This is a genomic window from Mycobacterium szulgai (assembly GCF_002116635.1).
GTDB classification, from domain to species: Bacteria; Actinomycetota; Actinomycetes; order Mycobacteriales; family Mycobacteriaceae; genus Mycobacterium; species Mycobacterium szulgai.
Genome location: NZ_LQPW01000177.1, coordinates 1 through 26,598, shown reverse-complemented (window position 1 = coordinate 26,598; position 26,598 = coordinate 1). Strand labels below are relative to the sequence as shown.

Annotated in this window: 21 protein-coding genes, 1 tRNA gene and 1 pseudogene; 9 read left to right on the top strand and 14 right to left on the bottom strand. The window is 66.4% G+C overall.

Annotated features, from left to right (window positions below):
• Nucleotides 1-279: 279 nt before the first annotated feature.
• Nucleotides 280-356, bottom strand: a tRNA-Met gene (locus AWC27_RS29005).
• 204 nt (nt 357-560) lie between these two features.
• Here AWC27_RS29005 and AWC27_RS29000 point away from each other — a divergent pair.
• Nucleotides 561-1,136 (top strand): AhpC/TSA family protein, encoded by a 576-nt coding sequence (locus AWC27_RS29000; RefSeq protein ID WP_085674314.1) that lies wholly within the window; start codon nt 561-563, stop codon nt 1,134-1,136.
• A gap of 85 nt (nt 1,137-1,221) precedes the next feature.
• On the opposite strand, the gene AWC27_RS28995 is transcribed toward AWC27_RS29000, so the two are convergent.
• The gene (locus tag AWC27_RS28995) at nt 1,222-1,869 is read right to left on the bottom strand and encodes an HD domain-containing protein (RefSeq protein WP_085674312.1); all 648 of its coding nucleotides are present in this window, start codon (nt 1,867-1,869) and stop codon (nt 1,222-1,224) included.
• A gap of 113 nt (nt 1,870-1,982) precedes the next feature.
• Between AWC27_RS28995 and AWC27_RS28990 the strand changes: the two genes are divergently transcribed.
• Nucleotides 1,983-2,951: a GlxA family transcriptional regulator gene (locus tag AWC27_RS28990; RefSeq protein WP_085674310.1), complete on the top strand. Its 969-nt coding sequence runs from the start codon at nt 1,983-1,985 to the stop codon at nt 2,949-2,951.
• 89 nt (nt 2,952-3,040) lie between these two features.
• Here the strand turns inward: AWC27_RS28990 and AWC27_RS28985 are convergent, their stop codons facing one another.
• Together AWC27_RS28985 and AWC27_RS28980 are read right to left on the bottom strand one after the other, a co-directional pair.
• On the bottom strand, nt 3,041-6,022 hold the full coding sequence (locus AWC27_RS28985; protein ID WP_085674308.1) for a UPF0182 family protein: 2,982 nt from the start codon (nt 6,020-6,022) through the stop codon (nt 3,041-3,043).
• Nucleotides 6,023-6,079: 57 nt separating this feature from the next.
• Nucleotides 6,080-7,102 (bottom strand): YlbL family protein, encoded by a 1,023-nt coding sequence (locus tag AWC27_RS28980; protein ID WP_085674306.1) that lies wholly within the window; start codon nt 7,100-7,102, stop codon nt 6,080-6,082.
• Between the two features lie 46 nt (nt 7,103-7,148).
• On the opposite strand from AWC27_RS28980, the gene AWC27_RS28975 reads away from it, so the two are divergent.
• Together AWC27_RS28975 and AWC27_RS28970 are read left to right on the top strand one after the other, a co-directional pair.
• On the top strand, nt 7,149-8,597 hold the full coding sequence (locus AWC27_RS28975; protein WP_276075026.1) for a zinc-dependent metalloprotease: 1,449 nt from the start codon (nt 7,149-7,151) through the stop codon (nt 8,595-8,597).
• Nucleotides 8,598-8,635: 38 nt separating this feature from the next.
• Nucleotides 8,636-9,490, top strand: a complete 855-nt coding sequence (locus tag AWC27_RS28970; protein WP_085674302.1) for a cyclodehydratase — start codon at nt 8,636-8,638, stop codon at nt 9,488-9,490.
• 1 nt (nt 9,491) lies between these two features.
• On the opposite strand, the gene AWC27_RS30705 is transcribed toward AWC27_RS28970, so the two are convergent.
• The gene (locus AWC27_RS30705; RefSeq protein WP_139801423.1) at nt 9,492-9,665 is read right to left on the bottom strand and encodes a hypothetical protein; all 174 of its coding nucleotides are present in this window, start codon (nt 9,663-9,665) and stop codon (nt 9,492-9,494) included.
• 165 nt (nt 9,666-9,830) lie between these two features.
• Here AWC27_RS30705 and AWC27_RS28965 point away from each other — a divergent pair, with 165 nt between their 5' ends.
• Entirely contained in the window at nt 9,831-11,174 is a 1,344-nt protein-coding gene (locus tag AWC27_RS28965; RefSeq protein ID WP_085674300.1) for a macrolide-binding ATPase MABP-1, read from the top strand.
• Between the two features lie 2 nt (nt 11,175-11,176).
• Here AWC27_RS28965 and AWC27_RS28960 read toward each other — a convergent pair whose 3' ends face one another.
• From AWC27_RS28960 to AWC27_RS28955, 3 genes and pseudogenes are all read right to left on the bottom strand, one after another.
• Complete coding sequence (locus AWC27_RS28960) at nt 11,177-11,440, bottom strand: WhiB family transcriptional regulator (RefSeq protein WP_085674298.1); 264 nt, start codon at nt 11,438-11,440, stop codon at nt 11,177-11,179.
• Nucleotides 11,437-11,733: pseudogene (locus tag AWC27_RS33415) on the bottom strand (hypothetical protein); the annotation flags it as partial. The gene AWC27_RS28960 and the pseudogene AWC27_RS33415, both read right to left, overlap by 4 nt.
• A 121-nt stretch (nt 11,734-11,854) precedes the next feature.
• Nucleotides 11,855-13,954, bottom strand: a complete 2,100-nt coding sequence (locus AWC27_RS28955; RefSeq protein WP_169726890.1) for an ATP-dependent DNA helicase UvrD2 — start codon at nt 13,952-13,954, stop codon at nt 11,855-11,857.
• A 117-nt stretch (nt 13,955-14,071) separates the two neighbouring features.
• Between AWC27_RS28955 and mrx1 the strand changes: the two genes are divergently transcribed.
• Both mrx1 and AWC27_RS28945 read left to right on the top strand, forming a co-directional pair.
• Nucleotides 14,072-14,317 (top strand): mycoredoxin Mrx1, encoded by a 246-nt coding sequence (gene mrx1 / locus AWC27_RS28950; RefSeq protein ID WP_085674296.1) that lies wholly within the window; start codon nt 14,072-14,074, stop codon nt 14,315-14,317.
• Nucleotides 14,318-14,425: 108 nt separating this feature from the next.
• On the top strand, nt 14,426-15,103 hold the full coding sequence (locus AWC27_RS28945; protein WP_085674294.1) for a sensor domain-containing protein: 678 nt from the start codon (nt 14,426-14,428) through the stop codon (nt 15,101-15,103).
• 16 nt (nt 15,104-15,119) lie between these two features.
• Here AWC27_RS28945 and nudC read toward each other — a convergent pair whose 3' ends face one another.
• Genes nudC through AWC27_RS28920 form a run of 5 tightly spaced genes read right to left on the bottom strand, consistent with a single transcriptional unit; the run spans nt 15,120 to nt 24,458 of the window.
• Nucleotides 15,120-16,046, bottom strand: a complete 927-nt coding sequence (nudC, locus tag AWC27_RS28940) for an NAD(+) diphosphatase (RefSeq protein ID WP_085674292.1) — start codon at nt 16,044-16,046, stop codon at nt 15,120-15,122.
• Nucleotides 16,046-17,113, bottom strand: a complete 1,068-nt coding sequence (locus AWC27_RS28935; protein WP_085674290.1) for a potassium channel family protein — start codon at nt 17,111-17,113, stop codon at nt 16,046-16,048. The genes nudC and AWC27_RS28935 overlap by 1 nt, the downstream gene beginning before the upstream one ends.
• Before the next feature lie 50 nt (nt 17,114-17,163).
• Complete coding sequence (locus AWC27_RS28930; RefSeq protein ID WP_245847577.1) at nt 17,164-20,460, bottom strand: ATP-dependent helicase; 3,297 nt, start codon at nt 20,458-20,460, stop codon at nt 17,164-17,166.
• Nucleotides 20,457-23,576 (bottom strand): ATP-dependent helicase, encoded by a 3,120-nt coding sequence (locus AWC27_RS28925; RefSeq protein WP_085674286.1) that lies wholly within the window; start codon nt 23,574-23,576, stop codon nt 20,457-20,459. Before AWC27_RS28925 ends, AWC27_RS28930 begins: the two co-directional genes overlap by 4 nt.
• Before the next feature lie 39 nt (nt 23,577-23,615).
• Nucleotides 23,616-24,458, bottom strand: coding sequence for a DUF6159 family protein (locus tag AWC27_RS28920; protein ID WP_085674284.1), 843 nt, complete (start codon nt 24,456-24,458; stop codon nt 23,616-23,618).
• A gap of 107 nt (nt 24,459-24,565) precedes the next feature.
• Here AWC27_RS28920 and AWC27_RS28915 point away from each other — a divergent pair, with 107 nt between their 5' ends.
• The gene (locus AWC27_RS28915) at nt 24,566-25,351 is read left to right on the top strand and encodes an alpha/beta fold hydrolase (RefSeq protein WP_085674282.1); all 786 of its coding nucleotides are present in this window, start codon (nt 24,566-24,568) and stop codon (nt 25,349-25,351) included.
• Nucleotides 25,352-25,354: 3 nt separating this feature from the next.
• Nucleotides 25,355-25,663, top strand: a complete 309-nt coding sequence (locus tag AWC27_RS28910; RefSeq protein WP_085674280.1) for an MGMT family protein — start codon at nt 25,355-25,357, stop codon at nt 25,661-25,663.
• Here the strand turns inward: AWC27_RS28910 and AWC27_RS28905 are convergent.
• A complete protein-coding gene (locus AWC27_RS28905; RefSeq protein ID WP_085674278.1) occupies nt 25,660-26,514 on the bottom strand; it encodes a TIGR02569 family protein in 855 nt (284 codons plus the stop codon). The genes AWC27_RS28910 and AWC27_RS28905 overlap by 4 nt on opposite strands.
• Nucleotides 26,515-26,598 lie beyond the last annotated feature (84 nt).

Sequence of the window (26,598 nt, the reverse complement as noted above, 5' to 3'; positions counted from 1 at the left end):
AGCGGCTCGGTTGACCAGCCTCCCCGACGAGCAAGAAATACCCGTCAACGGCACACCGATCTGATTCCCATTAGGCTCATAACGGACGAAGGTGCTTTGAAATTTGATGGTCACGCTTCAAAGACTCAGGCACCTTCGTCCCCCACAACCGCAGGCCACGCCGACCTCAAAGCCGGCACCTGACCCCGCTGGAATCCGAAGAGCCGACTAACATTCACAAACCCATTCACAACCGGCATGAAAATGGCCCCCGGAGAAGTCTCCGGGGGCCATTTCCGCTGGTAGCGGGGACAGGATTCGAACCTGCGACCTCTGGGTTATGAGCCCAGCGAGCTACCGAGCTGCTCCACCCCGCGTCGGTAAACGCAAGGCTACCCAACACTGAGGACCCTAGCCAAATCGCGCGTCTAACTGCGCAGACGTTCGGCCCGCGGCACTCCGTGCGTCGATAGGTTCAAACCCGCCGGCGCGGAATAGTGAACCCGTTCGGGTGAGTTGACTCTTCCGGGGCCGACCGATTGTCGGCGACGCATCTTGATCACGAAGGAGTGTTTAAGAGCATGACTCAGAGCACGACGATCAGCCCGGGCAGCGTCGTCGCGGCCCGGGAGCTGAACACAGTCTCTGGCACGGCGGTGCTGGTTCCGGACCCGCAGCACGTAATCCATTTGCAGTTCCGGAGGTTCGCTGGGTGCCCAATCTGCAACATGCATTTGCAGTCGGTGTTGCGGCGGCACGACGAGATCGAGGCGGCCGGCATCCGCGAGGTCGTGGTGTTCCACTCCACCGACGAGGAGTTGCGCCGGCATGTCAGCGATCTGCCGGTCGCCGTAGTCGGGGACCCCGAGAAGCGGCTCTACGCGGAGTTCGGAGTTGAGTCGTCGCCGAGCGCGGTACTCAATCCGCGGGCGGTGGCGCCGGTGTTCAGAGGAATGGTCGCTCAGCGGCGGCTACTGCCCACGATTACCGGGGATCGCGCCGACGCACGCCCGCCGAACCTGCACCCCACGGGCGGCCGGTTAGGGTTGCCCGCCGACTTTCTGATCGGCTCAGATGGCCTTGTCATCGCCTGCAAGTACGGCACGCATGCCGATGATCAATGGTCAGTCGACGAGTTACTCGCCCAGCTGCGTTGAGAGTTCTCCCCTCCCCTGGCCGCACGACCGTGACTGGTTTGCGCTGTCGCATCTCCCGGACGGATGGCGCGCCCGGTCGTCCCCGCTACTCCGGCCAGTCGTTGTTGCGGATCCTGTCGACCATGTCCTCGCGGACGAATGTCGGGTCGAAGTGCGCGAGTATGTCGGCGTTCATCGTGCCGTAGGTAGTGTGCGGCCGGTGCCTCATGCCGTTGTTGAAGGCGGCCAGGATGCGGTTCTTGAAATCCGGGCGGGGGTGGGCGGCGGTAACCGCGGCAAGCGCTTCCGGGGACAGGTCCTCGCGACCGATACCCACTACGTCGGTCTCGACACCGGCTGTGACCAAAGCGATTTCGGGTTCGAGCAGCTCGGGGATTCCGGGCGTGGTGTGTAAGGCGATGCCCAGCCACACCTTGTCCGCATAGGCCGGATCGACCCCGCGCTCCAACAAGAAATCCCGAGCCGCGTTGGCGCCGTCGACCTCGAAACGCCGGTTGGAAGTGTGATAGCGCGGGGTCAGGCCGAGGTCGTGAAACATTGCTCCGACATAGAGCAATTCCAGGTCAGGCCGCAGGCCAAGCCGGCGGCCGTGCAGCACGCCGAACAGGAACACCCGACGCGAGTGGTCGAACAGCAGATCGTCTTCAGCGCTGCGAATGAAGTCGGTGGCCTCGCGCACCAGCGGCGTGTCGGGTATGACGATCCCGGCGATGGTTTCAATCGAAGTGGTCATGATCGCGCCTCCTTTGTTGTGCTGCTGCCAGTTTGCGGGGATGCCGAAATATCCGACGGGGTCGTTCCGGCCGTCCTTCCCACAAATTGCGACATGGTCCGCACAATGGGTGAATGAGTGACAACGCAGCCCGAGTGGTGGTGATTGTCGTCTTCGACGGCGTGAAGCTGCTCGATGCGGCGGGACCCGCTGAGGTCTTCGCCGAAGCCAACCGGTTCGGCGCCAGTTATGTACTCGAAATCGCGTCGGTGGATGGACGCGACGTAATCACTTCGATAGGAACACGTTTCGCGGTCACCCGCAGCATCTCATCGATCGAATCCGCCGATACCGTCGTCGTTGCCGGCGGGGACGACCTGGTGGGCCGGCCGATCGATCCGGCCCTCGTCGAGGCGCTCAAGACGGTGCCACCCCGGACCCGGCGTCTGGCATCGGTATGTACGGGTTCCTTCATCCTGGCGCAGGCGGGGCTGCTCAACGGCCGGCGCGCCACCACGCACTGGCGCCATGCGCGACGGCTCGCGCGAGCCTTCCCAGACATCGGCGTCGAGCCGGACGCGATTTTCGTCCGCGACGGCGACGTGTTCACCTCGGCGGGCGTCTCGTCTGGCATCGACCTGGCACTGGCGATGGTCGAGGCGGATTACGGTGCGAAGTTGGTCCGCGAGGTAGCACGGTCCTTGGTGGTATACCTCAAACGCGCTGGCGGACAATCACAATTCTCCACCCTGGTCGAGGCCGATCCGCCGGCTGAATCCGCACTGCGGGTGGTCACCGACGCCGTCACCACCGATCCCGGCGCCGACCACAGCGTGAAAAGACTTGCCGCTCGGGCATCTTTGAGCACCCGGCAGCTGACCCGGCTGTTTCAGTCGGAGCTAGGCACGACGCCCGCGCGCTACGTAGAAATGGTCCGAATCGATTACGCGCGTGCAGCACTCGACGCCGGCCGCTCAGTTGCCGATACCGCGCGCATGGCGGGCTTCGGCAGTACCGAAACGCTGCGCCGGGTTTTCCTCAGCCATCTCGGGATAACCCCGAAGGCGTACCGCGACAGATTCCGCACCGCCGCGCGCGGCTAACACCGCGACGAGCGTGCGCAGAATGCCAGCGCGCGCGGCGTGTCAACGTAAAAACACGCACGCTCGCGGCGCTGTGGCGGGGACAGGAATTACTTGGTGTTGTTGAACTTGGTGATCGCGTCATCGAGACGCTGCAACGCAGCGCCGTACCCGGCGAAATCACCCTTCTTCTGCGCATCCCGCGCCGCGCCGATCGCGGCCTGAATCTCTTGCATCGCAGCGGCTTTGGCTGGGGACAACGTCGTTGACGCATCCGGTGGCGGCGGCACCACCGCGGTCGGCGGCGGCGACACCGGCCCGTTGGACGGCGGCGGCGGGTTCGCCGGAGGCGCCGCCGGCACGCCGGCATCGGTGGGTTGTATACCGGTCGCCGCGGCACCTGCTCCCGGCCCGAACAGCCCCGTCAGCGCATCACCCACGGTCGGCCCGTACCCGATCTTGTCGTTGTACATCATCGCCACCCGAATCAGTCGCGGATACGACGATGCGGCGTCGCTCGCGCCCGGCGAGGCGTAAACCGGTTCGACGTAGAGCAGTCCGCCCTGGCCCACCGGAAGCGTGAGCAGGTTGCCCCACTTGATGCGGTTCTGGTTATCTCGCCCGATCACACCGAGATCCTGGGACACCGCCGGATCGGTGGTGATCGCGTTATTGGCCAGCTTGGGGCCGTTGACCTGGCCCGGGATGGTCAGCACGGTGATTCGGCCGTACGTCGCGGGATCGGAACTAGCGCTGATGTAGGCGGCCAGATAGTCGCGCTTGAATCTGTTCATCGCGCTGGTCAGCTGGTATGAGGCCGTATTGTCGTTCTTGGCAATGTTTTTCGCGACGATGTAATACGGCGGCTGATAGCTGCTGGCGGTCGGGTTCGGGTCCAAGGGAACGTCCCAGAAATCCGAAGTGGAGAAGAACGTCACCGGATCGTTGACGTGATATTTGGCCAGCAGCATGCGCTGCACCTTGAACAAATCCTCGGGGTAGCGCAGATGCTCGGCCAGTTCGGGAGTGATGTCGCTCTTGGGCTTGACCGTGCCGGGGAAGACCGACATCCAGGCCTTCAGCACCGGGTCATTCTCATCCTGCTGGTACAGCGAGACGGTGCCGTCGTAGGCGTCGACGGTGGCCTTCACCGAATTACGGATGTAGGAGACCTTCTTGTCGGGAGCCAGCCGGTTGAACGCCACCTCGGTGGAGTCCGCGGTCGCCGACGACAGCGAGGTGAGCTCGGAGTAGGGGTAGTTGTCCAAGGTGGTGTAGCCGTCGATGATCCACACCAGCCGCTTGTTGACGATCGCGGGGTACACCGAGCTGTCGGTCGTCAGCCACGGCGCCACCGCCTCGACCCGCTGCGCGGGGTCGCGATTGAACAAGATCTTGCTGTTGGATCCAATGACGTTGGAGAACAAGAAGTTTCGCTCGGCAAACTTCGCGGCGAACACGCTGCGGGAGATCCAGCTCCCGATCGGGACTCCGCCGCCGCCGGTGTAGGTGTAGTTCTTGGTTTCCGTGCTGGTCTCGTAGTCGTATTCCCGGTCGGCACCGGTCTTTCCGACGATCGCGTAGTCGGCAGAGGTGTTGGAGATAACCGGCCCGAAGTAGATGCGCGGCTGATCCAGTGGGGCCGGCCCGTCGGAAACGACGGTGCCGTTGGCGCCGACGACATTCACCAAGAACTCGGGGTAGCCGCCGTTTTGATTGGGGTCGTTGGCGATGCCGCGAACGGTGTTGGCCGGCGAGGCGATGAATCCGTTGCCGTGTGTGTACACGGTGTGGCGGTTGATCCAGTCGCGCTGGTTGTCGATCAGCCGGTCCGGGTTGAGTTCACGGGCCGCAACGACGTAGTCGCGCAGGTTGTTGTTGCGGTCCACGTAGCGGTCGATGGACAGCTGGTCGGGGAAGTAATAGAAGTTCTTGCCCTGCTGGAACTGGGTGAACGCCGGGCTGACGATCGTAGGGTCGAGTAGCCGGATGTTGGAGGTGGTGGCGCGGTCGGCAGCGACCTGCTGGGCAGTGGCCTGGCCGTCGCCGGTGTAGTTGCGATAGGTCACCACATCCGAGGTCAGGCCGTAGGCTTGCCGGGTCGCGGTGATACTTCGGCTGATGTATTCGCTTTCCTTTTGCGCGGCATTGGGTTTGACGCTGATCTGCTCGACGATCAACGGCCAGCCGGCACCGACGATCAACGACGAAAGCAGTAGCAGCACCAGGCCGATAGCCGGAATCCGCAAGTCCCGCAAGACAATCGCGGAAAAAACCGCGGCCGCACAAATCACGGCGATGGCCAGTAGGATCAGCTTGGCCGGCAGCACAGCGTTGATGTCGGTGTAGCCGGCGCCGGTGAACGGCTTGCCGCCGCGGGTATGCGACAGCAGCTCATAGCGATCCAGCCAGTAGGCGACGGCCTTGAGCAACACCAGGATTCCGACCAGGCTGACCAACTGGACGCGTGCCGAGCGGCTCAGCGCGCCGCTGCGTCCGGACAACCGGATACCGCCGAAGAGGTAGTGCGCGACCAGGTTCGCGATGAACGCAAGGAAGATCGCTACGAACAGGTAGCTGAGCAGCAACCGGTAGAACGGCAACTCGAATGCGTAGAAGCCCAGATCCTTGCCGAACTGTGGATCGGTGACGCCGAAGTCGCCGCCGTGCAGGAACAGCTGAATCCGCACCCAGTAGCTTTGCGCCACCACCCCGGCCAGCACACCGATCGCGGTGGGGATGCCGATGCCCACCATCCGCAGCCGGCTCATCACCACGGCGCGATAGCGGGCAATCGGATCGTTGTCGTTGTTGGGCACGAACACCGGGCGGGTGCGGTAGGCCAGTGCGAGCCCGCCGAACACGATGCCGCCCACCAGCAACCCGGCCACCAGGAACACCACGATGCGGGTCACCAGAACGGTGGTGAACACCGAGCGATAGCCCAGCTCCCCGAACCATAGCCAGTCCACGTAGGCGTCGATCAGCCGCGGACCAGCCAGCAGCAACACGATCACACCCAGTGCGATCAGGATCAGAATCCGGCTACGCCGAGTTAGTTTCGGCATCCTCGCGGCGGGCCGCATTCCCACTGGCTACGCTCCCTGCTCTTTTTTCCCGACGGTCACAACTGTACGCATTCCAGGGTGTTAGCAGCTTGGTGTCGGCGCACCCGACGTCATCGCGTGCAAGGCGTCCACCGCAGAGCCGAGCGTCTCGACCTTGACCAGCTTCAGCCCCGACGGGATATCGGAGGTCGCCTCGTAGCAATTCTTGGCCGGCACCAGGAACACCGTTGCACCGGCCGAGCGGGCGGCGGCCATCTTGTGGGTGATTCCGCCGATGGGCCCGACCTTGCCGTCCACCGAGATGGTCCCGGTGCCTGCCACGAAGGTCGATCCGACCAGGTCGCCGGTGGTGAGCTTGTCGACCACAGCCAGGCTGAACATCAGGCCGGCCGACGGTCCACCGATGTTGGCGAGGTTGAAGTCGATAACGAAGGGTGCCCACGGCGCATCTAGCACGGCGACGCCCATGAATCCGTAGTCGCGATCCTTGTTGGTGCCCAGTGTGATCTCGGCGACGCCGGCCGGCTCGTTCTTGCGGCGGAAGTCGATCGTCACCACCTGACCGGGCTTGGTCTTCTTCAGCAGCGTGGTGAACTGCTCTACGGTGGCCGTCGGAGTGCCGTTGACGGCGTCGATAGCGTCACCGGGCTTGAGCTTGCCCATAGACGGTCCGGGATCGCTGACGCTCGCGACGGTAACCGCCACCGGATACTTCAGATACCCCAGCGCAGCGTATTCCGCACTGTCCTCGGACTGTTTGAAGTCGGCGTTGTTCTCCTTGTCGACTTCGTCACGCGACTTGCCCGGGGGGTAGACCAGGTCGCGGGGAACCAGCTGCTCTTGGCCCGACAGCCACAGGGTGAGGGCCTCACCCAGGGTCAGGTCGTCACGCTGGGACACCGTCGTCATATTCAGATGGCCCGACGTCGGGTGGGTGGCGGTTCCCTCGATCTGGACGACCTGCTTGCCGTCGACCTCACCCAGGGTGTCGAAAGTCGGTCCCGGGCCCAGTGACACAAACGGCACCGTCACCACCGCGAGTAGCACGCCGAACACCACAATCGGCACCAACGCGACCATCAGGGTCAAAATCCGCCTGTTCACGCCGCATACACTAACCGGGCCCGTTCAGCTGCGAGCGTGACGGCGGATGCCGCTTTCTGTTCTCCGGGTGGGTACCGTTGACCTCATGGCTGACCTGCCTTTCGGCTTCTCCTCCGGAGAAGACCCCGATCGCGACAAGCGCGCAAAGAACGATCCCGACTCCGGTTCGGAGGCTAACCCCTCTGGTCCGTCGGGACCCTTCGGCGCGTTCGGCCAGGGCGCGGAATTCAACATGGCCGATCTGGGGCAGCTTTTCACCCGTCTGGGCGAGATGTTCGGCGGCGTCGGAACCGCAATGGCAGCGGGCAAAGACGCCGGCCCGGTGAACTATGACCTGGCCCGACAGGTCGCGTCGAGCTCGATCGGGTTCGTCGCGCCCATTCCGGCAACCACCAACTCGGCAATCGCCGACGCGGTGCACCTGGCCGAGACCTGGCTGAACGGCGCCACCGCGCTGCCCGCCGGCACCATCAAGGCGGTGGGGTGGAGCCCGACCGACTGGGTCGACAACACCCTCGAGACCTGGAAGCGGCTGTGCGATCCGATGGCTCAGCAGATCTCCTCGGTGTGGGTGTCGTCGCTGCCCGAGGAGGCCAAGAACATGGCCGGCCCGTTGCTGTCGATGATGTCGCAGATGGGTGGGATCGCGTTCGGTTCCCAGCTGGGCCAGGCACTGGGCCGGCTGTCGCGCGAAGTGCTGACGTCCACCGACATCGGTCTGCCGCTGGGCCCCAAGGGCATCGGGGCGATCCTGCCGGATGCCGTCGAATCCTTCGCGTCCGGCCTCGAGCAGCCGCGCAGCGAAATCCTGACGTTCTTGGCCGCCCGGGAGGCCGCTCATCACCGGCTGTTCAGCCATGTTCCCTGGCTGGCCAGCCAGTTGCTGGGTGCCGTTGAGGCCTACGCCATGGGCATGAAGATCGACATGACCGGAATCGAGGAGCTGGCCCGCGATTTCAACCCAGCGTCGCTGGCCGATCCAGCGGCGATGGAGCAGTTGCTGAGCCAGGGCGTGTTCGAGCCGAAAGCGACGCCGGCGCAAACGCAGGCGCTCGAGCGGCTTGAGACGCTGCTCGCCCTGATCGAAGGCTGGGTGCAGACGGTGGTCACCGATGCGCTTGGCGAGCGGATTCCGGGCACGGGAGCGCTGTCCGAGACGCTGCGCCGGCGCCGGGCCAGCGGCGGCCCGGCCGAACAAACCTTCGCGACGCTGGTCGGCCTGGAACTGCGGCCACGCAAGCTGCGCGAGGCCGGCGCACTGTGGGAGCGCCTGACGCAGGCAGCCGGTATCGATGCCCGCGACGGCGTTTGGCAGCACCCGGACCTGCTCCCCCACGCCGAGGACCTCGATGACCCGGCCGCCTTCATCGACCGGATCATCGGCGGCGACACCAGTGGTATCGACGAGGCGCTTGCCCAATTAGATGCCCAGCTGGACGCCGAGCTCGAGGACGACCGCCAGGACCCCGACGACCCCGGTCCTGTGGATAACTGAGCTGAGCCTTCGCCGCCGGCGTGGCACAGTTTCGGCTCATGCCGCAGGTCGCACCGTCCTCGTACGCCCTGGATCCGGCGATGCCGGTGCTGATGCGGCCGGACGGCGCCGTGCAGGTCGGCTGGGACCCGCGTCGCGCGGTGCTGGTCCGCCCGCCCGGCGGTCTGACCGCGGCGGGTTTGGCCACACTCTTGCGGTCCATGCGCTCACCGATGGCGATGACCGAGTTGCGCCGCCATGCCGCCGAGCGTGGCTTGGTCGATGGCGACGAGCTGGCCAACCTCGTGGCGCAGCTCGTTGACGCAGGTGTGGCCACCCGGGGATGCCGTGCTGCCCGGGGCCGCTCGCCGTCGATTCGGGTGCACGGCCGCGGACCGCTGTCGGATCTGATCGCGCAGGCCCTGCGCTGCTCGGGCGCCCGGGTGGGGCAGAGCAGTCAGCCGCATGCCGCGATGACATCGGCCACCGTGGACCTGGTGGTGCTGTCGGATTACTTGGTGGCCGATCCGCGTCTGGTGCGCGACCTGCACCACAAGGGTGTCGCGCATCTTCCGGTTCGGGTTCGCGATGGAACCGGGCTGGTCGGACCGCTGGTCATTCCCGGTGTGACGAGCTGCCTGGGCTGCGCAGATTTGCATCGCAGCGACCGCGACGCCGCGTGGCCGGCTATTGCCGCCCAACTGCGCGACACCGTCGGAGTGGCCGATCGGGCCACGTTGCTGGCAACCGCGGCGCTGGCGCTCAGTCAGGTGAACCGGGTGATCGCGGCGGTGCGCGGCCAGGACGCGCCGCCCGATCCGCCGTCGGCGCTCAACGCCACGCTGGAGTTCGACCTCAACGCGGGATCCATCGTGGCACGTCAGTGGACCAAGCACCCGCTGTGCTCGTGTTGAGCTATCCCTGACGCCCCTGCTCCGGCACGTTCGTCGCGATGGAGGCATAGGCCCTGGCCAGGTCGTCGAGCACGCCTTCGGTCAGGGTGCGGTCCTTGCGGTGCTTGTCCAGCGTTTCGATGATCGCCCTGAACAGGGCTTCGGCGGCGTCGTGCTGAGATGTTTTAGCTGACATGGTTTTTCGCGGGCCACCCTCCAGACATGGGGTTTCGACAGATCGCGCCGTTGCGACGTGCAAGACACTACATACGTTGCGGGGTCTCGGCAGCGATGACGACCAGGTTGACGGCAGGGTTGCGAACGGTTGTTGTCAGATCAATGGCCCGAACGACCAGCGGTCATGGATGATGGGTGTGTGTCAGACATCAAGCGTGGCCGCGCCGCGCGCAACGCGAAGCTCGCCAGCCTGCCCGTCGGCATGGCCGGCCGGGCGGCTCTGGGCTTCGGTAAGCGACTAACCGGCAAATCCAAAGACGAAGTCAACGCCGAGTTGATGGAGAAGGCTGCCAACCAGCTCTTCACTGTTCTGGGTGAACTCAAGGGCGGGGCGATGAAGGTCGGCCAGGCGCTATCGGTGATGGAAGCCGCCATCCCCGAGCAGTTCGGTGAGCCTTATCGCGAGGCGCTGACAAAACTGCAGAAGGACGCCCCGCCGTTGCCCGCGGCGAAGGTACATCGGGTGCTCGACGGACAGCTCGGTACCAAGTGGCGGGAGCGGTTCAGCTCGTTCGACGACACTCCGGTGGCTTCGGCCAGCATCGGCCAGGTACACAAGGCGATCTGGTCTGACGGCCGCGAAGTTGCCGTCAAGATCCAGTACCCGGGTGCCGACGAGGCACTGCGGGCGGATTTGAAGACTATGCAGCGGATGGTCGGCGTGCTCAAGCAGCTTTCACCGGGTGCCGACGTGCAGGGCGTCGTCGACGAACTGATCGAGCGCACCGAGATGGAGCTCGATTATCGGCTGGAGGCCGACAACCAGCGCGCATTCGCCAAGGCGTACGCCGGACACCCACGCTTTGTGGTGCCCCACATCGTGGCCAGTGCGCCGAAGGTGGTGATCCAGGAGTGGATCGACGGTGTGCCGATGTCGCAGATCATCCGGCACGGGACGCCGGAACAACGCGACCTGATGGGCACTCTGCTGCTCGAGCTCACCTTCGACGCGCCACGCCGGTTGGGCATGTTGCATGGCGATGCCCACCCCGGGAACTTCATGCTGCTGCCCGACGGCCGGATGGGCGTCATCGACTTCGGGGCGGTGGCGCCGCTGCCCGGCGGCTACCCGATAGAGCTCGGGATGACCATACGCCTGGCCCGAGACAAGAACTACGACATGCTGTTGCCGACGATGGAGAAGGCCGGGTTCATTCAGCGCGGACAGCAGGTTTCGGTACGCGAAATCGACGAGATGCTGCGCCAGTACGTCGAGCCCATCGAGGTAGAGGTCTTCCACTACACCCGCAAGTGGCTGCAGCGAATGACGGTGAGTCAGATCGACCGCTCGGTAGCGCAGATCAAGGCCGCCCGGCAGATGGACCTGCCACCGAAGCTGGCGATCCCGATGCGGGTGATCGCGTCGGTGGCAGCCATCCTCTGCCAACTGGATGCACACGTGCCGATCAAGGCCTTGAGCGAGGAACTGATTCCCGGCTTCGCAGAGCCCGACACGGCCGTGGTCTAGGTCTAGGCAGCGGCCTTACGCGGACGTCCGCGCGGACGCTTGCTGCTGATAACCGTGCCGCGTTCGAAGATCTCGCCGCCCCACACTCCCCAGGGTTCGGCGCGTTCCAGCGCGGCGGCCAGGCACTGACGCCGCACAGGGCAGTCCACGCACAGCGTCTTGGCGCGCTCGAGGTCGGCTGGGGTGTCGGCGAACCATAGGTCGGGATCGCCGACGTGACACGGCAGGGCCAGCTGCCTTCGTTTGGGGACTGTCGGGGCCGACATGTCCTATTCACCTGCTTCCTGGTCTGGTGGCTGTCCTTTTCAGTGATCCGGACCAGGTCGGGAGGTGCTCGACCCAAAAACTGTGGCCACGGATCCTGCTGACTTCGGGTCCGTGGCCATCGGGCGGGCTCGTTAGGTAGCTAGGTTGAGCCCCGATTCACGGACGCTTCAGTCGCGGCGGCGACACGGTGCTTGACCGCTGCCGCCGGCACGGCGGCATGGGCGGCGGGCGGAGTTGCAGCGCTAGGCACCGCGGCAGCCACGCCTACACCGAACGCGTTGCTGTCGATCATCGTGGCCACCCTCCTCTCGTACGCGTGCCAGCCTTCAGCGCGAGCCGGCGATATGCGTCTACGAGGGTAAACGCTTGCCGCCGGTGGTGACAACCGATTTTCTGACCTGCGGTTTCGTCTATCAACGGGCTTGGCGAACCAGCGCGAGCACGTCGGAACCGTACTGTTCCAACTTGCGCGCGCCGATCCCCGGAATAGCGATCAGCGCCGCGTCGTCGGTGGGTAACAGCTCGGCGATCGCGATCAGGGTGTTGTCGCTGAAGATGATGTATGGAGGCATCTTCTGCTCCTTGGCCATGTCCAGTCGCCACGCCTTGAGCTGCAGCAGCAACTCCTCGTTGACATCGCCGGCACAAGATTCACATCGCCGCAGCATGACCGCGGCCGGCGTAGTCAGCGGGTTGTTGCAGATCCGGCACCGAGTGGCGGTGCCTCGGTTGCGCCGGGATTTGCCTGCCTGCTCGACTTGCGCCTGAGGCGCGATGCCGTTGAGGAACCGTGACGGCTTGCGGCTCTGACGCCCGCCCGCGGCGCGTGCCAACGCCCAGCTGAGCGCCAAATGCACTCGGGCTCTGGTGATTCCGACGTAGAGCAGCCGGCGCTCTTCTTCGACGCGTTCGCTTTCGGGGCCATGCGCCAACGCGTGCGAGATCGGCAGGGTGCCGTCGACCAGGCCGACCAGAAACACCGCGTCCCACTCCAGGCCCTTGGCGGCATGCAGCGAGGCCAGCGTGACCCCCTGAACCACCGGTGGGTGCCGGGCGTCGGCCCGGTTGCGCAGCTCGGCCACCAGACCGGGAAGCTGCAGCTGCGGGCGTTGCGCGACCTCGTCGTCGACCAGTTCAGCCAGGGCGGTGAGCGCCTCCCAGCGCTCCCGGGCGCGAGTACCGACGGGTTCTTCGGCCGTGAGCCCCAGCGGTTCGAGGAGGCCGCGAACCACCTCGGGCAACGGACCCTCGGTGCCGCGCTCGGACGCGCGTTGCAGGGCCAGCAGCGCCTGCTTGATTTCCTGACGGTTGAAAAATCCCTCACCGCCACGAACCTGGTAGGCGATGCCGGCCTCGGTCAGCGCTTCCTCGTAGACCTCCGACTGAGCATTCACCCGGTAGAGAATTGCGATTTCGGATGGCGCGGTGCCGGATTCGATCAGCCGCTGGATCGACGCCGCCACCGCGGCGGCCTCGGCCGGCTCGTCCGGGTGCTCGTGGAACGAGGGCGCCGGACCGGGCGCGCGCTGGCCGATCAGCTGCAGCTTGCTGCCCGCGACGCGCCCTCGGGCGGCGGCGATCACCTGGTTGGCCAGCGACACCACCTGCGGGGTGGACCGGTAGTCGCGCTCCAGGCGCACGACCGTGGCGTCGGGAAACCGCCGCGAGAAGTCGAGCAAGAAGCGCGGTGAGGCGCCGGTGAACGAATAGATGGTCTGGTTGGCGTCGCCGACGACCGTCAGATCGTCTCGACCGCCGAGCCAGGCCGACAGCACGCGCTGCTGCAGCGGGGTGACGTCCTGGTACTCGTCGACGACAAAGCAGCGATACCGGTCGCGGAACTCCTCGGCCACGGCAATGTCGTTTTCGATCGCGGCGGCGGTATGCAGCAGCAGGTCATCGAAGTCGAGCAGGGCGAGATTCTCGTCGCGGACCTTGAGCGCCTCGTACGCGGTGTAGACCTGTGCGACTTTGGCGGCGTCCATCGGGATGTCACGGCTCCCGGCCGCCACCGCGTCCGGATATTCCTCGGGGCCGATCAGGGACGCCTTGGCCCATTCGATCTCCCCGGCGAGGTCGCGTACATCGTCGGTGCTGGTGTTGAGCCGGCAGCGGCTGGCGGCCCGGGCCACGGCGGCGAACTTGGTGTCGAGCAGCTCCCAACGGGTGTCGCCAACCACCCGCGGCCAGAAATACCGCAGCTGGCGGTGCGCGGCGGCATGAAAGGTGAGTGCCTGCACGGCGCTGACGCCCGAACCGCTCTGCGCCGCGGCGTCGAGCGCTCGTAACCGGGATCGCATCTCCCCCGCGGCACGCTGGGTGAACGTCACGGCCAGCACCTGGCCCGCGGCGACATGACCGCTGGAAACGAGCTGGGCGATCCGGTGGGTAATGGTGCGGGTCTTGCCGGTTCCGGCGCCCGCGAGCACACATACCGGGCCGCGCGGAGCCAGCACTGCTTCGCGCTGCTCTTCATCAAGCCCGGTGGTCAATTGGTCAGCGACCATCGGCATGGCGTTCATCTTGGCTTTCATAGTGACAGGGATGTCCGACAAAGCTGGCGTGTCGCCACGCCATTCGCAGCCGGCCGGTGCACGGAATGGTTCTTCGCCCGGTTACGTTATCGGGCTATGACCAACGCTGCGCTCACCATCTACACCACCTCGTGGTGTGGTTACTGCCATCGGCTCAAGACAGCGCTCAAGGCCAACGGGATCTCCTACGACGAGGTCGATATCGAGCACGACGCCGCGGCCGCGGAATTCGTCGGTTCGGTCAACGGGGGCAATAGGACGGTGCCGACGGTGAAGTTCGCCGACGGCACGACGATGACCAATCCGAGCGCGGGTGAGGTTAAAAACAAGCTGGCCAGCTGATCGCGGACCGACACGGCCGCGTGGTTGGCGCACATTGGGGGTGACCCCGTCGGTACCATAACGCCAAAGCGACCGCGGACGGCAGTCCGCAGAAAACGGCTACCGACGATGAGGCCCAACGGCTCCACCCGCAGAATTCGGACCGCCGCTGCCCGTGCCGGCAGGTCGGCCTTCGTCACGTGCTGTGCGGTCGCCGCGATCACCGCGTGTTCTCACAACGGCACGGCGGCCAAGTCGACGCCCACCACTACCGCCTCGGGTGCCGACGCGCTGATCGTCAGCGTCGAAGAAGTGCGCCGTATCGCCAACTACGACGAGCTGACCTCACACGAACATTCCGACCTGCGCCATCCACCGCAGGGGGACATGAATGCCCCCGGCCCGTGCCGGGCGGCCGGAACCAGCGACCTCACCTTTGCCAGCGGCTGGTTGGAGTTCCGCAGCGCGGGCTATAGCGGAGTGACTGACGACCTGAAGCCCGGCGGGCCCGCAATGATCGACTCCGTCAGCCAGGCGGTCGCGATCTACCCGGACGCACACGCCGCGCGCCAGGCACTCGACCAGCTGGAGTCGTCGCTGAATGCATGCATGGCCCTGCATGACCCCAACTACGACTTCACCCTGGACAAGCCGGACGCATCCACCCTGAGGATCACCGATGACGGCTGGAGCCACCTGTATCGGGCCAAGAACACGGTATTGATGTCGGTCGGGGTGTTGGGCATCGAGCCGGCCGAGCGGATCGCTACGAACGTTATTCAGACCATCAGCGATCGGGTCAAGTAGTTCCTCTAGTTGTCCTTCAGTCGTCGCAGGCCCAGGATTCGATAATGGTCCGGGCGATCGAAATCGAGCCGGGCAGCAGCAGTTTGGAGTCCGACGCGCTGGCCCAGTCGCCGGCTTGCAGGCCGGCTCGGACCTCGGCGCGGGTGAACCAGGACGCTTCGGTTATTTCGCCGTCATTGAACGAGAACTCCTCGTCGGGGTCGGCCAACGCGTGGAAGCCGACCATGAGCGAGCGCGGGAACGGCCAGGGCTGACTGCCCAGATAACGCACATCGCGAACGGTCAGCCCGATCTCCTCGCGGATCTCGCGGGCCACGCAGACTTCGAACGATTCTCCCGCCTCGACGAACCCGGCCAGCAGCGAGAACATTCGCTGCGGCCACACGGCCTGACGGGCCAGCACGGCCCGGTCGCCGCCGTCGTGCACCAGACAGATCACCGCCGGGTCGATGCGCGGGAACTCCTCCTGACCGGTGAGCGGGTTGACCCGGGACCAGCCGCCTCGGGCCGGCCGCGTTGGCGTGCCGTCCAGAGCACTGAATCGGGCACTTTCATGCCAGTTGAGCAGGGCCGTTGCCGAGGACACCAATTGACTGCTCACGTCGTCCATGATCTTGCCGAGCGTACGAATGTTCAGCACCTCGGCGTGCAGATCGGGATCCTCGGAGGGCTCCAGTGCGCCGCGAATGGCCCAGACATGACGGCCGCCCTCGATGCGGCCCAGGAATACGGCCTCCGGCGGCGGCTTGTCGCCCAGCGCCGCGGTCGCGCCGAGCACGACTCGACCGTTGGCGACCAAAACCTGGCTGCGAGAATCCACCCGCAGCAGCGCTCCGTCCGCCCATCCCGCGGCGGCGGCTTCCACGTCGGTGCGCAGGTGGTCGGCGCGGTCGGCGCCGACGCGCGACAGCAACGGGACGCTGTGCAGTTGAAATTCGGGCACTAGTGCCCCACGTTGCGGATGTAGAGCAGTCGGTCGGCGGCTTCAATGGCGTCCACCTCGGGCGCGCCGATGCGCAGTAGCCGGCCGTCGCGCACCACACCGAGCACGATGTCGCGCAAATGTCGCGGAGACCCGCCGATCTCCGACGTCTCCACCTCGCGTTCGGCGATGGCCAGCCCGGCATCCGGCGTCAGCAGGTCTTCGATCATCTCCACGATGCTTGGGGTCGTGGTGGCGATGCCGAGCAGCCGGCCGGCTGTTTCCGAGGAAACCACGACCGAGTCGGCGCCGGATTGCTGTAGTAGGTGCTGGTTCTCGGCCTCCCGGATGGACGCCACGATCTTGGCTTTGGGCGCGATTTCCCGCGCCGTCAGCGTGACCAGCACGGCGGTGTCGTCACGGCTGGTGGCGACGATGATCGAGGCGGCATGTTGAGCCCCGGCCAGGCGCAGCACGTCGGATTTGGTTGCGTCGCCGTTCACGGTGACCAGGCCGGCGGCCGCGGCGCGGTCGAGGGCGGACCGGTCGGTGTCGACGACGACGATTTCGCCGGGAGTCACCGCGTCACCGAGCATGGCGGCGACGGCCGTTTTTCCCTTCGTGCCGTAGCCGATGACGATGGTGTGGTTACGCACTTTGCTCCTCCAGCGCTGGATCTTCAGTGCCTGACGGGACGTTTCGGTGACGACCTCGAGCGTCGTGCCGACCAACAAGATCAGGAACGCGATCCGCAGGGGTGTGATGACCAAGACGTTGACCGCGCGGGCGAATTCAGAAACCGGCGTGATGTCGCCGTATCCGGTCGTCGACAGCGTCACCGCCGCGTAGTACAGGCAATCGAGAAATGACACTTGCTCGCCGCGCGCGTCGTGATAGCCGTCGCGGTCGAGATAAACGGCGATCGCGGCGATGAACAACGCCACCAGCGCGATGGTGATGCGACGAGAAATGATGCGAGCGGGGCTGGCTTGTCCCTGCGGGATGCGCAGCACGCCGACCAGCGCATAGCTGGGCTGGGCGGTCAGCCTTTGATCCAGACCGCTCAGTCGCGACCTAACGCTGCCCACAGCGGTCCGTCATCGGCTCAACCCAGCGCACGAGACACATGTAACCACGCTCAGGCCTCGCTAGCTCGTCCGGAGTCGGCCAGCAGGGCGGCCAGCTCCGCGGGATGGGCCAGCACATCGGGGACCAGGGTGGATCCGGTGCGCACGTAGTAAAAGGCGGTATGTACCGCCGATGCCGGGCAGCCGCGCAATGCCGCCCATGCCAGCCGGTAGACGGCAAGCTGGACCGCGGCTTGCCGCATAGCTTCGCGCCCGTGTGGCGGCTCGCCGGTCTTCCAGTCCACCACCGTGAAGCCGCCATCGGCGTCGGCGAATACCGCGTCGATGCGGCCGCGCACCACGGTGTCACCAATCGGCATTTCAAATGGCACCTCGACTGCGATCGGTGTGCGAGCCGCCCACTTCGACTGGGCGAACGCCGCCTGCAACGCCGCCAATTCTTCGGAGTCGCCGACCCCGGAGTCCGCGGCGCCGGGAATGTCGCGCAAATCGAACAGCAACTCGGCGCCGTAGAACTGCTGGACCCAGGAGTGAAAAGCGTTGCCCAACAAGGCGTGCGGATCCGGGCGCGCCGGCAGCCGGTGCTTCAGTCGCAGCGCGGCCCCGACAGGATCGCGGGCCAGCTCCACCAGCCCACTCACCGATAACTGGGCCGGCAGCGAAAGGGCAGGTGGTTGTGTCGCACGTGCACGCTCAGCCAACAACGCGTCGACGTCGGCGGCCCAACCCTCGACATCATCCCCGGCATCGGCGCCGGTATCGACCTGCGGATCGGCTCCAGCCGGCGACATGGCCTCAGCCACCAGCGCGGCCCCGCGCTCGACGTCGCCACGGCGCGTTAGCGGTTCAGCGGGCCAGATCGCTTCGATAGCATTGTCGCACAGAGGGTTTCGTTCGCCATCGGCCGGCGCGGGGGCCCAGTGCTCGACAATCCCGCAGGGATCACCGCCCTGCGCCGAGTGGTCGATGATGCCTTTGAGCTCGACCAGAAAATCCGACGGACCACGCGGTTTGATTCCGCTGGGTCCCCACTGATAGCCCGATACCAGCAGGGTGTCCTCGGCTCGGGTGACGCCCACATACAAAAGCCGGCGTTCCTCGTCGACGCGTCGCTGGTCGAGTTGCTGACGATGTTCGGAGATCTTGTCCGACAACTGTTTCCGATTGGTGACGGCCGAAGTATCCAGGACCGGAATACCGAGAGCCCCTGTCGAGGCGCGATCGCCCCGAAGCAGCGGCGGCAACTCACCGGCGTCGGTGAGCCAGCTGCTTCTCGACACGGTCGACGGAAAGGATCCGCCGGACAGATGTGCCACCGCCACCACTTGCCATTCCAAACCCTTTGCGGCGTGCACAGTGAGCACCTGGACCCGATCGCGGGCAACGACGACTTGGGCGGGCGCCAACCCGTTCTCCACCATCGCGGCCACGTCCAAGTAGGCGAGCAGGCCAGCCACCGAGGGCTGATTCGATGTGCCGCTTGCCGTTTCGGCGTAGGCGGCAACAACGTCGGCAAAGGCGTCCAGATGCTCGGCGCCCGCCCACTCCCCCGCGGCCGCCGATGCGGCCCGGACTTCGCAGTCGATGCCCAATATCCGCCGTACCTCGGCGATGAGGTCGGGCAGCGAATGGTCGAGGTGGCTGCGCAGGGCGTTCAATTCGGCGGCCAGCGCTGCGATGCGCTGGTATCCAGCCACCGAATACCGGTCGGGTGGACCGGGGTCGCAGATGGCGTCGGCCAAACACGCGGTGTCGGTGTCCGTATGGGCCGCCATCGCCACCGACTCTGGCAAAGGCGATGGGTTGGGCGGCTGGCCGCCGACCAGCGCCAGCGCGCGCCGCCACAGCGCGGCGAGGTCTTTGGCACCGAGCCGCCACCGCGAACCGGTGAGCACTCGCATCGCGGCGGCACCGGCCGTGGGGTCGGCGACCAGCCGCAACATCGCAACGACCTCGGCGACTTCGGGGATGGACAGCAGGCCGGCCAGGCCGACGACTTCCACGGGAATTCCGCGGGCGCGCAGTACGTCTGCGATGGGTGCGGCGTCCGCATTGCGGCGCACCAGTACCGCGGCGGTGGGTGGATTGACCCCGTCGGCCCGGGCGCGTTGGTAATGCTTCTCCAGGTGATCGGCGATCCACTCGCGTTCGGCGCGCACGTCGGCCAAGAGTGCACACCGGACGGTGCCGGGCTGGGCGTCCGGACGCGAGCGCAAGGCGCGCACCTTCACCGATCGCCGCCGGGCCTCCGCCGAAATGGCGTTGGCCACCTGCAGCGTTCGGGGCGGGTTGCGCCAGCTGGTGCGCAGCTCCAGGACAGGCGCCGGGCTGCCGTCCGACAACGGAAAGTCGGTGGTGAACCGCGGCAGATTGGTCGCCGAAGCACCCCGCCAGCCGTAGATCGACTGAATGGGGTCGCCAACCGCCGTCAGCGCCAACTCATCGTCGACACCGCCGCCGAACAACGACGATAATGCGACACGCTGAGCGTGCCCGGTGTCCTGGTACTCGTCGAGCAGCACCACTCGGTAACGGCTGCGCAGATCGCGGCCAACCTGCGGGAAGGTCGCCGCCAACCGCGCCGCGGACGCCATCTGCATGCCGAAGTCCATGACCTTGCCCGCCCGCATGCGCTCCTGCACGGCATCGAGCAGGGGCACCAGTTCGGCCCGCTCGTTCTGGGTGGCCAGCATCCGCAATAGCCACTGACTGGGGCCGCTGTCGCGCTGGTAGGGGCCCGGCGGCAAAACATGAACCAGCCGTTCCAGCTCGACATGGGTATCGCGCAGCTGCCCGGTGTCCACCAAGTGTTCGGCGAGCTGACCCCACAACCGCAGCACCATCGAGGTAACCGCCCCGGGGTTTTTGTCGGTGCTCAGCTGCCCGTCATAGCCGTTGACGACATCGAAGGCGAGTTGCCACAGCTCGGTCTCGCTGAGCAACCTGGTATCGGGCTCGACGGGCAACAGCAGGCCGAACTCACGCAGCAACGAGCCCGCGAATGCGTGGTAGGTGCTGACCGCCGGCGAGCCGGCTACCGGCGCGGCTGAGCCCAGTCCGAGGCCGGCCAATCGGGCCAGCCGGGACCGGACGCGGCGCAGCAGCTGGCCCGCCGCCTTGCGGGTGAACGTCAACCCGAGCACCTGGCTTGCTTCGGCGTAGCCGTTGGCGATCAACCAGACCACTCGCGCAGCCATCGTCTCGGTCTTTCCGGCGCCGGCCCCGGCGATCACGACCAGTGGGCCCGGCGGCGCCGAGATGACGGCGGCCTGCTCGTCGGTGGGCGGGAAAAGCCCTAGCTCACTAGCCAATTCGGCAGGGCTGTACTGCACTGTCGCGGTGCTCACGACTGTGTCCCGTCGGCGTGGGCCGGGCAAGCGGGCCGGATCGGGCAATGCGAGCAGCCCGCGTTGCGCCGGGCGACGAATTGCGGCCCGGCGGTCGCGTCCGCAGCCTGCCGGACCAGTCCGCGCCATTGCTCACGCGCGGCGGGTGTGAGGGGATCCTGCTGGCGTTCGGTTGCGCCGGCGGCGCCGCTCTTTGCCAGGTAAACCAGTCGGGCTCCGCCCGGCTCTTCGCCAGAAGACACCAAACCTTCGGCCACCGCCAGCTGGTACATCGCGAGCTGCGCGTGTTGCTGGGCGTCATCCTTGGTCACCGGCGTCTTGCCCGTTTTGACATCGACGATCACCAGCCGGCCCGCCGCGTCACGCTCCAGCCTGTCGACGCGGCCACGCAGCCGAACCGCGCCACCGTCCTCGCGCAGTCGACCGAGGACACCGTCGATGTCGACCTCGACGCCGACTTCGGTGAGTTCGCGCCGGGAGCGCGCGCGCCAGTCGACAAAGGCGGCAATCATGGCCCGATGCCGCGCAAGTTCGTTAGCCGAATACCACTGCGCCTCGAAAGGCAAATGCTTCCACGCCCGGTCCAACTCGGCCAGCAACTGCGGTTCACTCTTGGCCGGATCGGCGATGAGTGCGTGTAGCAACGAACCCACGGTGGACCGAAGTTCGCGCGGGTTGGTTGCCCCGTGCCGTTCGGCCAGCCAGCGCAGGGGGCAGTCGTTGAGTGTCTGCAGGGTCGACGGTGTTAATGCGACCACATCGCCGGCGTCGCGCAGGGGGTCGGTGGTACTGATCGGAATCAACCCGTGCCACCCGGCCGGATCGGCACCTGGTACACCGGCTTGAGCCAGCCGGGCCAATTGCTTTGCGGCACAAGCCCTGACAACATCAGTAACCACGCCATCGGGTGCACACACCACACCACGCAACCGGCCCACCACCGCGGCGGTCGACAACACCCGCGGAGCCGAGACCGGCTGCATCGCATCGTTATCCCCGGTCAACTGCGCAATCTCGTGCAGGAATACCGACGGCAACGCGACCTGCTGGCCGCCGTCGGTGTCACTGTCGACCGCCGTCACCAGTAGGCGCCGTCGAGCCCGCCCCATCGCCGAGACCAGCAGCCGGCGCTCCTCGGCCAGCAATGGCGCGCGAACCGACGCATCCGCGGTGACGCCGTCGAGCTCATCGAGCAGCCGCTGGGTGGCCAGGACGCCACCGCGTGGAATCGTATTGGGCCACAACCCTTCCTGTAGGCCCGCGATGACCACGAAATCCCATTCATGGCCCAACGCGGCATGTGCGCTGAGCACCTTGACCTGCTCTGTCTGCGCTACCGGCTCGCGGCTCACACTGGGTAGCTGCAAGGCCGCGACGTGCTCGACGAGTCCACGCAGCGACGCGCCCGCGGTGCGCGACACATAGTGGTCGGTGATGTCGAACAACCCGGTCACCGCTTCCAGGTCCCGGGCGGCCTGCGCGCCGGCCGGACCGCCCCGCTCGATGGCCGCCAGCCAGCGCCGTTGCAGACCGGACCGATGCCACGCCGCCCACAATGTGTACCGCGGGTCTTGTCCGTCCCGATGGCAGCGAGCGGCCGCGGCCAGCACGGCGCGCACCCGGCGCAGCGCGCTTGACTGCGGGCCCGTCAACGGTGTGTCGCCGGTAAGGATGTCCACCAGCAGATCAGCGAATTCGCTTGGCACGCAGCCGGCCTGGTTGCGCAGCAAGGTACGCCGCAGCTGCCGAAGTGCGACCGGATCGACTCGGCCAATGGGCCCGGCCAGCAGGGCCAGCGCCCGGTCGCCGTCGAGCCCGTCAGCGGTCGCAGCCAGGACAGTGAGCAGGGCACGCGCCGCGGGGTCATCACACAACGACCCGCCGGAGGTAGGAATGGCCACTGGGACCCCGGCGGCAGCCAAAGCCCGCGGCAGCCGCACGGCAGCTCGCGGCACCGACCTGACGATCACCGCCATCTGCGACCAGGGCACCCCGTCAATGAGATGCGCACGCCGCAGCGCGTCGGCAATTATCGCCGCCTCCGCGTGCACCGAACTCGCCAGCCGCACCGATACCGACCCGTCGTCGCCGGTGCCCTCAATTTCCCGCCCGGCGCTGCCTCCGGGCAACCGCCCGGCGATGCAGCTGACGGCGCGCGCCACAGCGGGTGAACAACGTTGCGACACAGTCAATCTCACCGCCGGTCCTTCGTCGGCGAGTAGCCCGGTGGGCTCACCACCCCGGAAGCCGTATACCGCCTGATTCGGATCGCCGGCAACCAGGGTCAGTTCAGTGCCCCCGGCCAACGCCCGCACCAGCCGGGTTGCCTGGGGGTCGAGCTGTTGCGCATCGTCGATCAACAGGATCCGGATCCGCCCGCGCTCGGCGGCCAGCAATTCGGGATCGACCGCGAAGGCCTCCAAAGCGGCCCCGACCAGTTCGGCGGCGCCCAGTGCCGGCGCGCTGGCTTGAGGTGCCGCAGTGCCCACCGCCGCACGCAGCAGCATCACCTGCTCGTACTGTCGGGCGAATTGACCGGCGGCGCTCCATTCCGGGCGCCCGCACCGCCGGCCCAGTCGTTCCAGATCCAGGGGATCCACTCCACGTTCCGAGCAGCGCGCCAACAGGTCTCGCAACTCGGTGGCAAAGCCGGCGGTGCTCAGCGCCGGCAGCAGATGTGCCGGCCAGCTCGTCGCCGCGGCCGATCCGTCTTCCAGGTCACCGGCCAGCAATTCGCGGATGATGGCGTCTTGTTCAGCGCTGGTGACCAGCCGCGGCGGCGCGTCGCCCGCACGCTCGGCGGCCCGCCGCAACACCGCGTAGGCATAGCTGTGCACGCTGCGTACCAACGGATCTCGAACCGCGGCACGACGCGGAGTGCCGCGGCGCGATCCCAGCAACACCGTCGTCAACGTGCTGCGCGCCGCCATCCCGAGCCGGCCCGAACCGGTAAGCAGCAGAACCGATTCCGGATCGACACCGGCCTCGATGTGCGCAACCGCCGCCTCGACCAGCAAGCTGCTCTTACCGGTCCCGGGACCCCCGAGGATGCGCACCAAGCCGCGCACACCCGATGTCAGAATCCCCCGCGCCTCGGCGCCCCAACTGAATGACATAACGGCATGCAATCAGAAGGGTCCGACAAGACCCTTCGACTAGCGCCGCACGAACGCCAACTGCAGCATCTCGCGGTCAAACTCACCCGGCGCCTCGCCGCTGACCGCGTATTGGTAGACGGCGACACGGAATATCTGACTCAGCGCACTTGAGATGAACGAGACGACGATGACCGCCGCGACCGTGACGGCCAGAACGGCTACGCCCAACGGCAGCAGGCGAATCGAGATCAGCGCAACCCCACCTGCCCCGCCGACGAGCACGATGGCGAGGCTGATCAGAAAGGTCGCCAAACCTATTGTGGCGGCTCCAGTCGCTCCCTCTCCCCACCGTGCCTTCACCACGCCCGCCGAGCGCTTCAGCGACTGAATCGGGCCCGTGCCTTCCAGCGCGACCACCGGGATCACGAAAAACGTCGCGATCGCCCAGGCGGCGCCGGCCAGATAGACGACGATCCTGCCCAGCGCCGGCAAGCGCTCCTCGAGCGCACGCAGGATCAAGCCAACGGTTGTCGCCACGAAGGTCCAGCCGAGGATGGGACCGATCCGGCGCGCGGCGGCGCTGATACCTTCGGCGACCTTGGTGTCCTCGCCACGCATTGACCGCACCGCGCACGCGGCGAGCGCCACGTTGAAGAAGATGGCGATGAATGTCGATACGTATGCCGTCGCCAGACCGGCGACGTAGAGGACAGGATCATGCTTGCCAGTCTGATGTCCTGCGAACAAACCCTTTGCGAGCAGTGCCGATACCCAGATTGCCGCCACTGCAAGAAGCGCGAAGATGGACGACAGCACCGGGAAGATGACCAGCGATCGGTCGCGCTTCAAAACCTGCCAGCTCTGTCCCGTCAGCGCCCACCCACGTTTGATACTGCCCATTGATGCCCCCGTTGGGTCTCAACCGCCTCACGTGAGCGGTATCCTAGCCCGCCACCGGGGCCGCGAGGGCGTAAAAGCCGCTGCGGCGCTGCTGGCATTATCGACGCGTGACCGCCGACCTTCACGTGCACCGCTACGGCCCGGCCGGTCCGGTGGAGGTGTTGGCGATCCATGGAGTCACCGAACACGGCCAGGCCTGGGAACTGTTGTCCGGCTACCTGCCTGAAACGACTGTCGCCGCACCCGATCTGCTGGGCCACGGCAGATCTTCGTGGGCCGCACCCTGGAGCATCGATGCCAATGTTTCCGCGTTGGCCGCCCTGGTCGACGCTGCGGCCGATGGCCCGGTAGTGGTCGTTGGACACTCGTTCGGCGGTGCCATTGCCCTGCAGCTGGCCGCCGCTCGCCCCGACCTGGTGGCGGCGCTGATCCTGCTGGATCCCGCCGTTGCCCTGGACGGCAACCAGGTGCGTGAGGTCGTCGACGCGATGGTGGCCTATCCCGACTACACGGACCCCGCGGAGGCACGCGCGGAGAAGGCATTCGGCGCCTGGTCGGATGTGGACCCGGCCGTGCTCGACGCCGAAGTAGCCGAGCACCTCATCGCATTGCCGAACGGACGGTGCAGCTGGCGGATAAACCTGGCGGCGATGGTGTGCTACTGGAGCGAGTTGGCGCGCGACATCGCGCTTCCGAACCCGGGGACGCCGACCACGTTGGTCCGTGCGGCACGCGCCGACCCGCAGTACGTCAGCCCTCAGCTCATCTCGGCGTTGCAAGACCGACTCGGAGACGAGTTCGAACTGCTGGAGTTCGATTGCGGACACATGGTGCCACAAGCCATGCCCGCGCAGACCGCAGCGTTGATCCGCAACCTGCTGAAGGCCCGCTGACCCGTGGCGGCGATCACCGACGAGCAAGTCGAACTGGTGCGTTCGCTGGTCGCGTCGATCCCGTCCGGCAGGGTCGCCACCTACGGCGACATCGCCTCTGTCGCAGGGCTTTCCAGTCCCCGCATCGTCGGCTGGATCATGCGGGTCGATTCCTCTGACCTGCCCTGGCACCGGGTGATCACCGCCTCGGGACGACCGGCCCGGCACCTGACCACACGCCAGTTGGAGCTACTGCGCGCCGAAGGTGTGCTGGCCGTAGACGGCCGTATCGCCCTGACCGAGGTCCGCCACGAGTTTCCCGGCCAGCGTTAGAGCACCAGCCGCACCAGGGCCGCGGTGCGCGCCAGACCGGGGAACGCCTCGGCGGTGGACCGCGGATGCAAGGCGTGCACGGCCAAGCGGAACATCAAGGCGCGCAACAACATTTGGGGCCATTCCGGTAAAGCGCTCCACCGCTCGATTAGTCCGTCGTCGGCCTCGCCCCAGGACAGCGCGTCGACGACGACCACTCCGGCCGCCCACGACGCCGGCCGCCAGTACGGCGTGATGTCGGTGATCCCGGGCGCGGCGGTCCCGATGAAAAGCACTGTGCCGTAGAGGTCTCCGTGCACGAGCTGATTTGGACTGCGGGTCGGCTTGCGCAGGGTGGCGAGTTGATTGACCAGCTCGATCGATCGTTCGGCGTCTGCGGTCGCCGGGGCCGTGCGTGCCCCCGGTGGAATCGACTGCAGCGGTCGTTCTTCCCAGGCGGCACGGTCGGCGGCGATGAAGACGTCGATGTCCGACCAGGGGGAGGTGGGCCCTTGGGTGAGGAATCGTGGGCGCTCTAACTTTCCGGTGGCTTCGTGCAGCCGCACCGCCGCCGAGACGACTTCGTCATGGCGAGCCTCCGGTGTGCCGGCGACGAATGTGTCTGCCCGCCAGCCGGAAACCACGTAGCGGCCGTCCGTCGAGCGGACCGGCCGGGCCAGGCGCACCCCGTCGACGAACAACGTCTCGCGCACCCGCGCCGACCAAGCCGCGCGGGCATGGTCGGCCACGGTCGACAACACGACCTCGCCGCAGCGCCAGCCGCCCTCCCAGCTAGCGCCCAAAAGCGCAGGTTGTACGCCGGTCAGCCCGAACGCCGCCAACACGTGCTCAGGCGGCGGCTCGACAGTCACACGGGTCAGCCTAATGGGAATCAGATCGGTGTGCCGTTGACGGGTATTTCTTGCTCGTCGGGGAGGCTGGTCAACCGAGCCGCT

Bases quoted from the DNA above. Each gene is read 5' to 3' on its own strand.
- AWC27_RS29000 (WP_085674314.1), top strand. From the start codon at position 561: ATGACTCAGAGCACGACGATCAGCCCGGGCAGCGTCGTCGCGGCCCGG.
- AWC27_RS30705 (WP_139801423.1), bottom strand. From the start codon at position 9,665: ATGTCAGCTAAAACATCTCAGCACGACGCCGCCGAAGCCCTGTTCAGG.
- AWC27_RS28975 (WP_276075026.1), top strand. From the start codon at position 7,149: ATGCCGCTTTCTGTTCTCCGGGTGGGTACCGTTGACCTCATGGCTGAC.
- AWC27_RS28955 (WP_169726890.1), bottom strand. From the start codon at position 13,954: ATGCCGATGGTCGCTGACCAATTGACCACCGGGCTTGATGAAGAGCAG.
- AWC27_RS28995 (WP_085674312.1), bottom strand. From the start codon at position 1,869: ATGACCACTTCGATTGAAACCATCGCCGGGATCGTCATACCCGACACG.
- AWC27_RS28920 (WP_085674284.1), bottom strand. From the start codon at position 24,458: ATGGGCAGTATCAAACGTGGGTGGGCGCTGACGGGACAGAGCTGGCAG.
- AWC27_RS28990 (WP_085674310.1), top strand. From the start codon at position 1,983: ATGAGTGACAACGCAGCCCGAGTGGTGGTGATTGTCGTCTTCGACGGC.
- AWC27_RS28945 (WP_085674294.1), top strand. From the start codon at position 14,426: ATGAGGCCCAACGGCTCCACCCGCAGAATTCGGACCGCCGCTGCCCGT.
- mrx1 (WP_085674296.1), top strand. From the start codon at position 14,072: ATGACCAACGCTGCGCTCACCATCTACACCACCTCGTGGTGTGGTTAC.
- AWC27_RS28970 (WP_085674302.1), top strand. From the start codon at position 8,636: ATGCCGCAGGTCGCACCGTCCTCGTACGCCCTGGATCCGGCGATGCCG.
- AWC27_RS28925 (WP_085674286.1), bottom strand. From the start codon at position 23,576: ATGTCATTCAGTTGGGGCGCCGAGGCGCGGGGGATTCTGACATCGGGT.
- AWC27_RS28965 (WP_085674300.1), top strand. From the start codon at position 9,831: ATGGATGATGGGTGTGTGTCAGACATCAAGCGTGGCCGCGCCGCGCGC.
- AWC27_RS28960 (WP_085674298.1), bottom strand. From the start codon at position 11,440: ATGTCGGCCCCGACAGTCCCCAAACGAAGGCAGCTGGCCCTGCCGTGT.